The sequence below is a fragment of the Staphylococcus sp. AC872 genome (genome assembly GCF_979255425.1).
The window spans coordinates 105,347-118,693 of the sequence record NZ_CEEDKW010000005.1; the positions used below are offsets into that span (position 1 = coordinate 105,347).

A 13,347-nucleotide genomic window follows, 5' to 3' on the forward strand; every position below is an offset into this window, starting at 1 on the left:
TTGCTGGGTCCCTATATATAAAACATGTATCCGTCTAGGTTTTGGTCTGTTTCTTTGTATTCTGCTAGGTATTGTAGTGTTGTGTTGTCGAGTACGTCTCTGACTGCATCTCTCATTCTTAACCATAATTGTTTTTGAGCAGGTGGTTCTGACTCGATACTTTCTACGAAGGTAATGGGTCCTTCTAATAATCTGATAATATCACCAGCTGTAATTTCTTCAGCAGGTAATCTTAATTGGTACCCACCTTTTGCGCCTCGAACGCTTCGAATTAATCCAGCATTTCTTAAGGGTCCAACAAGTTGTTCTAAATATAAATCACTTAAATTATTTTCTTCAGCTATTGTTTTTAATGATACGCAACCCTGGCCTTCTCTTTTAGCAAGAGAAATCATTAAAGTTAAGCCATATCTCCCTTTTGTTGATATTTTCATTGTATAACCTCACTTAATTCGAATTATATATTCCCATTCTATCATTTTTTACGTTAAGATAATATAAGAAAGGTGTGACAAATGTGAATACTGAACCTTTAGCGTCTAGGATGAGACCAATAAATATAGATGAAATCATTTCACAACAACATTTGGTTGGTCCAAAAGGTATTATTAGAAGAATGGTAGAAACTAAAAGACTTTCTTCTATGATATTTTATGGGCCACCTGGTATAGGTAAAACAAGTATTGCTAAAGCCATTGCAGGTAGTACTCAATATAAATTTAGACAACTCAATGCTGTAACGAATACAAAAAAAGATATGCAAATGGTAGTCGATGAAGCAAAAATGTCTGGACAAGTGATTTTGTTATTAGATGAAATTCACCGATTAGATAAAGCGAAACAAGACTTTTTATTGCCCCATTTAGAAAATGGAAAAATTGTCTTAATTGGTGCAACAACTTCTAATCCTTATCATGCAATTAACCCAGCTATTCGGTCAAGAGCTCAAATTTTTGAATTGTTTCCTTTGGATAATGACGATATTAGATTAGCACTTAATCGTGCTTTAGAAGACGAAGATCGAGGTCTTAATGCATATTCACCTAAAGTTGATGATGATGCTATGACTTATTTCTCAACTCAGAGTCAAGGTGATGTTAGAAGTGCTTTAAATGCTTTAGAACTTGCAGTTTTAAGTGCATCTGAAGAAGATGGGCAACGTCACATTACATTGCAAGATGCTAAAGATTGCTTGCAAAAAGGGGCATTCGTTAGTGATAAAGATGGAGATATGCATTATGATGTCATGAGTGCTTTTCAAAAGTCTATTCGAGGCAGTGATGTCAATGCAGCACTGCATTATCTAGCCAGATTGATAGAAGCTGGTGATTTACCAACAATAGTCAGACGATTACTCGTAATTAGTTATGAGGATGTAGGTTTAGCTTCACCAAATGCAGGACAACGTACTTTAGCTGCAATTCAATCTGCTGAAAGATTAGGTTTTCCTGAAGCACGAATTCCATTAAGCCAAGCAGTTATTGAATTATGCTTATCACCTAAATCGAATTCAGGCATTTCAGCTATTGATAAAGCATTAAGTGACATAAGACAAGGCAAAGTAGGACAAATACCGGACTATTTAAAAGATGGCCACTATGCTGGTGCTAAAGAATTAGGCCGTGCTATTGGTTATAAATATCCACACAATTATGACAATGGTCATGTAGTTCAACAATATTTACCTGATATACTTAAAAATCGAATATATTATGAACCTAAAACGACATCTAAAAGTGAACAACAATTTAAAACCATTTATGAGAATCTATTGAATAAGTCTAAATAAATTAAAAGATAGCTTGCCTATATGTAGCAATTACATTATAGACAAGCTATCTTTTTTTTAAAACTTAATTATTGGCCTTTATCTTTAATACGACGAATCGGAATGTCTTTTAGAATATCATTGATGACATAACTTGAACAAATTAATCCAACTACACTTGGTACATATGCATTGGAAGATGGTGGCATTTGTCCTTTTCTATTAATAGCATTTTTGTCGCCTACTGTTTCTTTTACATCTTCTCTAATTACAATTGGACTTTCATCTGAAAATACAACTTTAACCCCTTTTCGAATACCTACACGTTTTAATCTATTACGAATGACCTTAGTCATTGGATCAGTATGCGTTTTTGAGATATCAGCAATTTGGAATCGAGTAGGATCTATTTTATTAGCTGCCCCCATACTGGAAATCATATCGATACCACGTTCTAAGCATTCTTTCATTAAATGTACTTTATAAATAATGGTATCACTCGCATCGATAAAATAATCAATATCATAGTTATTAAATATCTCTTCGTATGTCTCTTCAGTATAAAACATATGTAATGGCGTTACTTTACAGTCTGGATTAATTTGTTTTATTCTTTCTTCCATTAACGTCACTTTACTTTGTCCGATAGTAGAAGTTAAGGCATGGATTTGACGGTTAACATTTGTAATATCAACATCGTCTTTATCTATTAAAATGATATGACCTATATTCGTTCTAGCTAATGCTTCAGCAGCAAAAGATCCAACGCCACCGACACCTAACACAGCTACAGTTTTATTTTTTAATAAATCAAGTCCCTCTTGTCCGATTGCTAACTCATTTCTAGAAAATTGATGTTTCATTTTAATCTCCTTTAACTAAACAATCCAAATCAATATGTATTTTAAGTATTATTTTAATTTAAAAATAAAAATACGCAAGACCTAAGTCTTGCGTACCGATAGAGTCCGTAGATGCCGTAGTTATAAATAGCTTGATCATTCGGCCTGCTATATACAGGTGGGTGCCCTGTTTCATGTTTTGCAAGTCCTCCTATTGAGGCGTGTGCGCTGCATGAAAACCTATTGGGCTCCCTGATCAAAGAGTGTTAGGCCCAAATAAAAAGCAAACATACGAACATCACAGATGACTATCTTATGTCATTATAATACCATAAACTTCGAAAGAAAGGAATTAAACAACTTTGTATATTTTAATTCCTTTTTATTCAGACAACATTTAGACATAATCGCAAGAAATTAAAGTTACGAGTTAATTAATGTCTAATTCTTAACGATAATTCTTCTAATTGTTTTTCAGAAACTTCACCTGGCGCATCAGTTAACAAACAAGTAGCTGATGCAGTTTTAGGGAATGCAATTGTATCTCTTAAGTTTGTACGATTAGTTAATAACATAACTAATCTATCTAATCCTAATGCGATACCGCCATGTGGTGGTGCACCATATTTGAACGCATCTAATAAGAAACCAAATTGTTCTTGTGCTTGTTCTTTAGTAAATCCTAGTACTTCAAACATTTTTTCTTGTAATTCACCATTATGCATTCTGATTGAGCCCCCACCTAATTCATAACCATTTAATACGATATCATAGGCATTCGCTTGTGCATTTTCAGGCTCTGAATCTAATTTATCAATATCTTCTTTTTTAGGTGATGTGAATGGATGATGTGCAGCTACATAGCGTTTACTTTCATCATCATATTCTAATAATGGCCAATCTGTTACCCATAAGAAGTTTAATTTAGATTCATCAATTAAGCCTAATTCTTTAGCTAGTTTAATACGTAATGCGCCTAAACTTTGTGCTACGACTTCTGGTTTATCAGCAACAAACATTACTAAATCCCCAGCTGATGCCTCTGTTAATGATTTTAATTGTTCTGCATCTTTATCTTCAAAGAAGCGAGCAATTGGACCAGTTAAACCTTCATCAGTAACCTTAACCCATGCTAAACCTTTAGCTCCATATATATTTACAAATTCAGTTAACGCATCCATGTCTTTACGTGTATATTGATCTGCAGCACCTTTAGCTACGATTGCTTTAATTTCTCCATTATTTTCAACTGTATCTTTGAATACTTTAAAGTCCATTTCATGACCTAATTGAGATACGTTAATCAATTCCATGTCAAAACGTGTATCAGGTTTGTCAGAACCATAACGACTCATTGCTTCAGCATAAGTCATTCGTGGGAATGGACCAGGTACATCGATACCTTTTACATCTTTAACGACTTTGCGTAACATTTCTTCACCCATTGCCATAACATCTTCTTGGTCTACAAAGCTCATTTCAATATCGACTTGAGTAAATTCTGGTTGACGATCAGCACGTAAGTCTTCATCACGGAAACATTTAACGATTTGATAGTATTTATCAAATCCACTAATCATTAGCAATTGTTTAAATAATTGTGGTGATTGTGGCAATGCATAAAATTCACCATCATGAACACGTGAAGGTACTAAATAGTCTCTTGCACCTTCTGGCGTTGATTTAGTTAATACTGGCGTTTCAATATCATAAAATCCATTGTCATCTAAATATTGTCGAATTGAACGTGTTGTTTGATGTCTCATTTTGAATGTTTGTGCTAGTTCTTGGCGACGTAAATCTAAATATCTATATTTTAATCTTATATTTTCATCTACATTTGTATTTTCTTCATTTATTGAAAATGGTGGTGTTTCTGATTTATTGATAATTTCAATATTTGAAACTTGCACTTCTACTTGCCCTGTTTTAATTTTAGGATTAACTGTTTCAGCATCACGTTTAGTTACTACACCTTGAACTTCAACAATATATTCAGATCTTACAGTTTCAGCAATATTTAATGCTTCTTGTGAAAAATCAGGATTAAAAACAATTTGTACAATACCTTCTCTATCTCTTAAATCGATGAAAATTAATCCGCCTAAGTCACGTCTGTTGTGTACCCAACCTTTTAACGTTACTTTTTCATTTAATAAATCTTCTGTGACTAAACCACAGTATGTCGTTCTTTTACTCATTTCAAAACTTCCTCTCTATTTGTGAAAATAATCAACTATTTGATCTAATTGAATTGATTCAGATTCACCAGTTTCCATATTTTTAATATCAATTTGATTGTTTTCTAATTCTTGATCACCAATTACGATTGTATAGTTTGCATTTAGACGATCTGCTTGTTTCATTTGACCTTTAATTTTTCTATTAAGATAATCTTTATCAGCTTTTACGCCATTTTTACGTAATTCGTTAAGTAATTTAACTGCATAACGATCCGCTTTTTCTCCCATAGTAACGATAAATAGGTCAAAGTCATTTTTAATATCTAATTCAATACCTTCTTCTTCTAAAGCTAACAATAATCTTTCGATACTTAATGCAAAACCGATACCTGTTTGGCTAGGTCCATCTAACAGTTCAAGTAGACCATTATAACGACCACCACCACACAAGGTTGTTATTGCACCATCGTAATTTGGATTATCCATCATTAATTCAAATGCAGTATGTGTGTAATAATCTAATCCACGAACAAGATTAGGATCTTCTACATATGGAATTTCTAAATCATCTAAATGTTGTTTTACTTGTTCGTAGTATGCTTTAGAATCTTCGTTTAAGAAGTCCGTAATACGTGGTGCATTTTTGACAGCTTCTTTGTCTCTATCGACTTTACAATCTAAAATTCTCATCGGATTAGTGTGTAGTCTAGACTGACAATCTTGGCAGAAATTATCAATCACTGGTTCAAAGTGTTTAACCAATGCTTTATTGTATTCTTTACGAGAATCACTATCTCCAATACTATTAATCACTAATTTTAAGTGTTTTAGCCCAAATGATTGATAGATATGCATTACCATCGCTAATATTTCAGCATCAATGCTTGGGTTTTCAGAACCAATAGCTTCAACACCAAATTGATTAAATTGACGATATCTACCTTTTTGTTTACGTTCATATCTAAACATTGGCCCATTATAATATAACTTTACTGGTTGATTTGGATTTCCCTGCATTTTATGTTCGATATAAGATCGAACTACACTAGCAGTACCCTCTGGTCTTAATGTCAGACTACGATCGCCTTTATCCTTAAATGTATACATTTCCTTTTGAACTACATCTGTAGAATCACCAACACCTCTAGCAAAAAGTTCAGTACTCTCAAAGATAGGTGTTCGTATTTCTTGATAATTGTAAATTTCCATTAATTGATCTAATTTATTTTCAATGTAACGCCACTTGATTGAATCTTCTGGTAATATATCTTGCGTTCCTCTTGGAATTTTTATCATATTTTATCTCCTTTACTAATACTCAAGGCTTTTCATCTCTTTTTCATTTTAAAAATGTGAATAAAAAAGCCCTTGCATAGCATTAAATACTATACAAGGGACGAAAATCCGTGTTGCCACCCTAATTGATTTGGACATAATTAACGTCACAAATCCACTCAAAACGTTTAACGTACGTTAGCCGGCTTTACTTTTGAATAAAGCACCTCTTCTTGTGTTCAAAGTAATAAACTACTCAGCGTAATCTTTCAGCCTCATGGATTACATTTCTACGTATATTAAAATATACTACCTCTTTCATTTATTCTTTCAAGAATACAATCGGTTTACTATTTATAATTCAATTATAATGATAACGAGTTTTCATTTGATTTGCAAGTTCTATGATGAGAAATATTGTTTTAAGCCATCAACGATAGCTTCCTCCACAACTTGTCTATGTAGTTGGTCTCGTACCATTCCTTCATCTGTTGGATTACTAATATAACCAAGTTCTAATAATACTGCTGGTATATTCGTTTGTCTCAAGACTTGATAATTTTGTTGTCTGGCTTCTTTATTTGTTAGGAGGGATTTCTTTTGGATGCTACTGCTAAGCGTTTGTGCTAATGCTTCTTGATTATCTTGTAACCAATACACAGTTACACCATTCGCATTTGGGGAATCTAGTGAGTCATTATGTATGCTTATAAAAGCGTCTCCTTTGATATTCCTATCATCCAAAGACACATATGTATCATTAGAACGCGTCATTTTAACATGAGCACCTTCTTTTTCAAGTAAAGTCTTTAACTCTTTAGCAGTTTTTAATGTATATACTTTTTCTAAACTCTTTGAGGACGTATTACTTGAAGCACCCTGATCACGTCCACCGTGACCAGGATCAAGTACAATTGTTTTACCTTTTAAAGGAGCGGATTTCTTAGAATTCTCAGCATGGATATTTAAGTTTGTGTGCCAACCAGCAACCCAACCTTTTTCATCTCCAGCTTTATTCTTTACTTCGATCCACTTACCAGATTTATCAATCTTCTCGAAAGTATCTCCCTTTTCAATCTTATAAATAACAGGATAAGCTGCATTAGGTCCAGTTCTCAACTCTGCGTTTTCTGTTATCGTGATTGTACCATTATCTTCATCATTATAATTTAAAAACATAAATAATAATATGAGAAATAGTACGAAACAAATAACTACGATCAATGTAAGTCGATTCATAAGACCATGTTTGGTTAACCATGTATTTACTTTATTCATATCATTTTGCCATCCTGACTCTCATAAATGATTGTTACAGGACCATCATTATGAATGTCTACATTCATATGTGTACCAAATTCACCTGTTTTAACATTCAAACCATATGATCGAAGTGCTTCGTTAAACGATTCATATAATTCATCTGCTGCCTCAGGTGGCATTGAATCAGAAAAACCAGGGCGATTACCTTTTTTTACATCGGCGTACAATGTAAATTGAGAAATTGATAATATTTCTCCTTCAATTTGTTGAATATTATAGTTCAATTTGTCATTTTCGTCTTCAAATAATCTTGCATTCGCGATTTTTTTAGCTACTGCTTGTACATCAGCTTCTGTAGAATTTTTACCGACACCTACTAGTAAACAATAGCCTTTTTGAATAGCATTGTGAATGTTGTTATTTGAAACAGAAGCTTCTGAAACTCTTTGTACAACTACTCTCATTTTTCTTTGCACCTCTTAAGTTCTAGTTCCAAACTCTTGTAACAGTATATACATCACCTAACTGTTTGATTTTTTCAACTACACGGTATACATCGTTTACATTTTTTACCATGACACTAATATTAATGACAGCATTTTTATCGATATCGGATCGACCTGATACTTTAATTAGACTTCCTGCTGTTGAATTTACAGCTTGTAGGACTTCATTTAATAGTCCATTACGATCATATGCAGTGACTTCTAAATCGACTTGATAACGTTGTGTTGAGTCTTTAGATTTCACCCATTCAACCGATATTAAGCGTTCTGTCTCATTTTTTATATTAGGACAATCGGTTCTATGTACTTTTATACCATGACCTTTGGTGATATAACCTACAATATCATCACCAGGTATAGGATTACAACATTTTGATAGTTTAATCAGTACATTTTCTAAACCTTCTACGTATACACCACTATCAGTAATAATATCTTCTTTGATTGGAACTGATTTTGTCACTTCCTGTGCTTCATTTAAAGCCTTTTGCTTATCCAAAATTCTTTGACGCTCTGTTAACTTATTAACGATTTGAATAGCCGTAACACCACCGAAACCAACAGCAGCATATAAATCATCTTCATTAGCAAAATGATATTTTTCATTCACTACATCGATATTTTTTTCGGTAAGAATATCGTCAACTCTAAAACCTTGCTCTTTAATTTCAGCTTCAACCATAAATTTACCTTTTTCAATATTTGAAGATCGATCTTGCTTTTTAAAGAAACTTTTAATTTTACTTTTCGCACTAGATGATTTAACGATTTTTAACCAATCTCTACTTGGTCCGTATGAATGTTTACTTGTTCTTATTTCAATGATATCACCGGTTTGTAATATATAGTCAATAGGCACTATTTTCCCGTTGACTTTAGCCCCTATCATTTTATTACCTACTTCACTATGGATAGCATATGCAAAATCAATAGGTACAGCACCATACGGTAACTCTATGACATCACTCGCTGGTGTAAATGCATATACTTTATCACTTTGTAAATCGTATTTGAGTGATTCCATAAATTCTTGTGCATCTGAGGACGTATGATCTGTTTCAGCTAAGTCTTTTAACCAATTTAATTTATTTTGGAAATCTTGTGTTTTTTCGTTTACAGTTTTGCCTTCTTTATAAGCCCAGTGCGCAGCTACACCATGTTCTGCAATTTCATGCATTTCATACGTACGTATTTGAATTTCAAGTGGATCCCCATTTGGACCTACAACTGTTGTATGGAGAGATTGATACATATTTTGTTTCGGCATTGCAATATAGTCTTTAAAACGACCTGGCATCGGTTTCCATAATGTATGTACCAAACCTAATATCGCATAACAATCATTGATTGTATTAACGATGATTCGGATAGCAAGTAAATCAAATATTTGATCAAACTGCTTTTTTTGTTTCATCATTTTTCTATAAATACTATAGATGTGTTTAGGTCGACCATTTATTTCGCCAACAATATTCATTTTATCCATTTCAGTTTCTATCTGGCCAATAGCATTGTCAATATAAGCTTCACGTTCACTTCTCTTTTTCTTCATCAAATTAACAATACGGAAATATTGCACACTATCAATATATCTTAAAGCCGTGTCTTCTAATTCCCATTTTATAGTATTGATACCAAGTCTATGTGCTAAAGGTGCATATATTTCTAACGTTTCTTTAGAAATACGTATTTGTTTCTCTCTTGGCATAGCTTTTAATGTTCTCATATTATGTAATCGGTCAGCTAATTTAACTAAAATAACACGGACATCTTTAGCAATAGCTATAAATAATTTACGATGATTTTCAGCTTGTTGTTCTTCTTTCGAACGATATTTTACTTTTTTAAGTTTAGTAACACCGTCTACGATTCTTGCTACTTCCTCGTTAAACATATTTTTAACATCATCAAATGTATATGCTGTATCTTCTATGACATCATGTAAAAAGCCTGCAACGATTGTGGGTCCGTCTAAACGCATCTCAGTTAGAATTCCAGCTACTTGAATTGGATGCATGATATATGGCAAACCATTCTTCCTAAATTGTCCTTGGTGAGCTTCATATGCAATATGATAACTCTTTAAAACATATTGATATTCACTTTCACTTAAATAGGACTTTGCTTTGTAAAGTACCTCGTCAGCACTATAAGGATACTCGTTGTTCAATATATGACACCCCACTCATTGATTATAATTACACGTTTTAATTTATTTACTTCCGTTATGTATTACACCCATTATTTTAGAAGGTTTATAGACACTTATTAGCATTTTATTAGCTTATACACCCTGTATTATTACAAAATTGATAGATGTTTCAATGTGAAATCAATTTTAATTGTATATAGTTTATCAAATTTTAATGTCTCTGATAAGCTAACATTGATGAATTAAAATTAAATATTAGTTACATGATACTACAATTTTTGGAATAAATAAATGAATCACAATTAGATTGTAACTCTATCAATACTATTTTTTTGTAAATAAAAACTAGTTCTCTATTTAAACTGTATTAACAACATTATTGTTAATTAGTTTTGAGAACTAGCTCATCATGACTTATTTTTATTAGTTAATTTGGTTTTGAAAATTATTCATCATAAGAAATTAAACTCATCACATCATAGTCTTTTATCTTTTCAATTCCATTTAAATATTTCAATTCAATAATAAAAGCAATGCCTACAACGATACCGCCTAACTTTTCAACGAGTTTAATTGCCGCTTCAATTGTCCCACCTGTCGCTAATAAATCGTCCGTAATTAAAACACGTTGACCAGGTTTAATAGCATTTTTATGCATTGTTAAAACATTAGTGCCATATTCTAAATTATATTCGTATCTAATAACTTCACGAGGTAATTTACCTTCTTTACGTACAGGTGCGAACCCTATGCCCATAGAATAAGCTACTGGGCAACCAATAATAAATCCTCGTGCTTCTGGTCCTACAACTACGTCAACATCTTTTTCTCTTGCATATTCAACAATTTGGTCTGTAGCATAGCCGTATGCTTCACCATTGTCCATAATTGTAGTGATATCTTTAAAGCTAACCCCTGGTTTTGGCCAGTCTTGTACCTCAGAAACATATTGTTTTAAATCCATCTTATTATTTCCTCCTAATTACTATATCCCAATTGAGTTTTAATCCATAATTTTAAATGATTGAAATCATCATATAATAAAAGCTTTTCGACCTCTATTCTAGACAATCTAGCCTGATACAATTGACTTGTTTCAATATCTTGTTTACTTGGTTGACTCGCAATCGTTATTATACCATCATCTTCGTTAATAAATCCTAATTCTAAAAATACTTTTAGCATAAATTTTAATGAATTCGCTTTAATATTGAGAAAGTCACACAACATCATACCTTCAGTTGCTAAATTCGTTTCCTTTTTATTAATTAATGCTTTATAACATTGTTTAAATAAACTGATACTTGGCATACCTTCAAAATAAATAGACATTTTATGTTGAAATACAAGATAAATTTGAGATATTTGTGTTTGTTGTAATGTACTTTTTAATTCATCAAGTGTATTCGGTAAATCTCTAAATACTATTTTATCATATTCAACAGGTATAACTTCTCCATAGTAGAACTCATTGTCATTTGATTTATGAACTTTTGAATGAATGACAAAAGCTGTTGATTGATCATTATTTAAGAAATTTGTGTTCTTACTTTTACTTCGATAATCTAATATTTGCATTGTATCCATAGCTATATCTTGAACAATGAACTGCGGCGTTTGATTACCATTCCATTCATTGATTTGCAAGTTACCTATTAAGTTTACCGTTTGACCGTTATCTAATTGTGTTGCATATGCACCATTTTGCCAAAATAAAGCTGGTAAAGTAGAATCACCTAACGTCATCTTCAAATGATTTTGTTCTTTACCTATGGCCTTTAATGAATTAATAGTCATATTTTGAATTTCAAATAATGGTGAATTAAAATCTGTGCCAAATGGTCTTAATTTCTGAATGTCTTTAATATTTTTGATCGTAATATCGGATTCATCCAATAACACATCTATTTTTTTACTAGGTTCAAGTGAGGTCGTTTCACTTAGTCTTGCCATCCATTCATTTAATCCATCTCGTAATGCCTCTACATTATCAATATCCATAGTCATTCCAGCTGCCATATGGTGTCCACCGAATTTACTAATTAAATCTTGATGTGCATTTAAAATTTCAAACATAGAAACTTGTTCAATTGATCTAGCAGAACCTTTGGCATGATTCTGTTCATAATCAATATTTAAAATTAATGTTGGTAAACTATATGTCTCTACTATTTTCGAAGCTACAATCCCTAATACGCCTTCATGCCAATCTTCTTTGGCTAATAGTAGAAATTGATGTCCTTGAGAAACATAATTCTCAGCCATTGCCAATGCTTCTTCAGTAATTTGAGCTACGATATCTTTACGCTCTTGGTTGAAATGCTCAACCTGTTCTGCTAAAAATTCAGCTTCATCTTCGCTATCAGACATTAATAATTCAGCAGCTAAAGAGGCATCTTCCAAGCGTCCAACTGCATTTAATCTAGGGCCTATAATAAAACCTATTGTTTCTTCGGTAATTTCATCGTTATAACTAGCTTGATTTAGTAAAGCTTTAACGGGTACTGGACAACTATCATTCATAACTTTTAAACCATGTTGTACAATCGAACGATTTTCATCAGTTAAAGATACTAAATCTGCAATCGTTCCTATAGCTGCATATGCTTTAAAATAATTAGGCACATTTTCTAATAATGCTTGTGCTAATTTATAGGCTACACCAGCACCACACAAATATTTAAAAGGATAATCAAATTCTGGATGCATTGGGTGTACGATTGCATACGCTTCAGGTAATGTTCTGCCTATTTCGTGGTGATCAGTGACGATGACATCTACACCTAAATCTTGAGCCATTTTAATTTCAGCATGCCCTTGTATGCCATTATCCACAGTAATGATTAATGAAACCCCTTCATCATATGCATTTTGAAAGGCCAATTCGTTTGGTCCATAACCTTCTGTAAAACGGTTCGGGATATACCATCCAACTTGGGCTCCTAATTTTTGTAATGTATGTACTAATATTGTCGTTGATGTCACACCATCAGCATCATAATCGCCATAAACTAATATACGCTCGTTTTTATCAATTGCCTGATTTATACGTTCTATTGCTTTATCAATGTCGCTAAGTAAAGAACTATCATGATTAATATCTACGCCATTTAAAGTACGTTGTATATCTTCTTCTTCAATAATATTTTTACTTTCTAATATCTTTTTGATAATAGGAGATAATTTTAAACGTTGTGCAATACTATCAGATATATATTCAGTTGGGTTATTCAAATTCCAATTATATTTAGATTTAATCATAAGTAACCTTCCTCATTTCCAAATGCCATTATATCGAAAATCGAAAAAAATAAAAAGGTTGAGCACTTTGCTGCAAAATCTTTTAAAGACATTACAA

The 13,347-nt window shown here is 32.5% G+C and carries 10 protein-coding genes and 1 other RNA gene; 1 reads left to right on the forward strand and 10 read right to left on the reverse strand.

The annotated features are described in order from the left end of the window. Window positions 1–11: 11 nt before the first annotated feature. The gene (cymR, locus tag ACZ267_RS09260; protein WP_002467514.1) at window positions 12–434 is read right to left on the reverse strand and encodes a cysteine metabolism transcriptional regulator CymR; all 423 of its coding nucleotides are present in this window, start codon (window positions 432–434) and stop codon (window positions 12–14) included. An 83-nt stretch (window positions 435–517) separates the two neighbouring features. Here cymR and ACZ267_RS09265 point away from each other — a divergent pair, with 83 nt between their 5' ends. Further along, window positions 518–1,789: a replication-associated recombination protein A gene (locus tag ACZ267_RS09265; protein ID WP_002467523.1), complete on the forward strand. Its 1,272-nt coding sequence runs from the start codon at window positions 518–520 to the stop codon at window positions 1,787–1,789. A gap of 68 nt (window positions 1,790–1,857) precedes the next feature. On the opposite strand, the gene ACZ267_RS09270 is transcribed toward ACZ267_RS09265, so the two are convergent. From ACZ267_RS09270 to recJ, 9 genes are all read right to left on the reverse strand, one after another. Continuing rightward, on the reverse strand, window positions 1,858–2,631 hold the full coding sequence (locus tag ACZ267_RS09270) for a tRNA threonylcarbamoyladenosine dehydratase (protein WP_079449028.1): 774 nt from the start codon (window positions 2,629–2,631) through the stop codon (window positions 1,858–1,860). 98 nt (window positions 2,632–2,729) lie between these two features. Next, window positions 2,730–2,920, reverse strand: a non-coding RNA gene (gene ssrS / locus ACZ267_RS09275) — 6S RNA. 124 nt (window positions 2,921–3,044) lie between these two features. Further along, the gene (gene aspS, locus ACZ267_RS09280; RefSeq protein ID WP_002467516.1) at window positions 3,045–4,811 is read right to left on the reverse strand and encodes an aspartate--tRNA ligase; all 1,767 of its coding nucleotides are present in this window, start codon (window positions 4,809–4,811) and stop codon (window positions 3,045–3,047) included. A 15-nt stretch (window positions 4,812–4,826) separates the two neighbouring features. After that, window positions 4,827–6,089 carry a histidine--tRNA ligase gene (hisS, locus tag ACZ267_RS09285; protein WP_002467521.1) on the reverse strand — a complete coding sequence of 421 codons (1,263 nt, stop codon included), beginning with the start codon at window positions 6,087–6,089 and terminating at the stop codon, window positions 4,827–4,829. Between the two features lie 381 nt (window positions 6,090–6,470). Next, complete coding sequence (locus tag ACZ267_RS09290) at window positions 6,471–7,346, reverse strand: N-acetylmuramoyl-L-alanine amidase (RefSeq protein ID WP_002467524.1); 876 nt, start codon at window positions 7,344–7,346, stop codon at window positions 6,471–6,473. Further along, window positions 7,343–7,795, reverse strand: coding sequence for a D-aminoacyl-tRNA deacylase (gene dtd / locus ACZ267_RS09295; RefSeq protein WP_002467513.1), 453 nt, complete (start codon window positions 7,793–7,795; stop codon window positions 7,343–7,345). The genes ACZ267_RS09290 and dtd overlap by 4 nt, the downstream gene beginning before the upstream one ends. Before the next feature lie 22 nt (window positions 7,796–7,817). After that, the gene (locus tag ACZ267_RS09300) at window positions 7,818–10,007 is read right to left on the reverse strand and encodes a RelA/SpoT family protein (protein WP_002467515.1); all 2,190 of its coding nucleotides are present in this window, start codon (window positions 10,005–10,007) and stop codon (window positions 7,818–7,820) included. Window positions 10,008–10,434: 427 nt separating this feature from the next. Next, window positions 10,435–10,953 (reverse strand): adenine phosphoribosyltransferase, encoded by a 519-nt coding sequence (locus ACZ267_RS09305; protein ID WP_047210855.1) that lies wholly within the window; start codon window positions 10,951–10,953, stop codon window positions 10,435–10,437. 14 nt (window positions 10,954–10,967) lie between these two features. After that, on the reverse strand, window positions 10,968–13,250 hold the full coding sequence (gene recJ / locus ACZ267_RS09310; RefSeq protein ID WP_015364936.1) for a single-stranded-DNA-specific exonuclease RecJ: 2,283 nt from the start codon (window positions 13,248–13,250) through the stop codon (window positions 10,968–10,970). Between the last annotated feature and the right edge of the window lie 97 nt (window positions 13,251–13,347).

Coding starts and splice junctions, on each gene's coding strand:
- cymR (WP_002467514.1), bottom strand. CDS start 434: ATGAAAATATCAACAAAAGGGAGATATGGCTTAACTTTAATGATTTCT.
- ACZ267_RS09270 (WP_079449028.1), bottom strand. CDS start 2,631: ATGAAACATCAATTTTCTAGAAATGAGTTAGCAATCGGACAAGAGGGA.
- aspS (WP_002467516.1), bottom strand. CDS start 4,811: ATGAGTAAAAGAACGACATACTGTGGTTTAGTCACAGAAGATTTATTA.
- hisS (WP_002467521.1), bottom strand. CDS start 6,089: ATGATAAAAATTCCAAGAGGAACGCAAGATATATTACCAGAAGATTCA.
- ACZ267_RS09290 (WP_002467524.1), bottom strand. CDS start 7,346: ATGAATAAAGTAAATACATGGTTAACCAAACATGGTCTTATGAATCGA.
- dtd (WP_002467513.1), bottom strand. CDS start 7,795: ATGAGAGTAGTTGTACAAAGAGTTTCAGAAGCTTCTGTTTCAAATAAC.
- ACZ267_RS09305 (WP_047210855.1), bottom strand. CDS start 10,953: ATGGATTTAAAACAATATGTTTCTGAGGTACAAGACTGGCCAAAACCA.
- recJ (WP_015364936.1), bottom strand. CDS start 13,250: ATGATTAAATCTAAATATAATTGGAATTTGAATAACCCAACTGAATAT.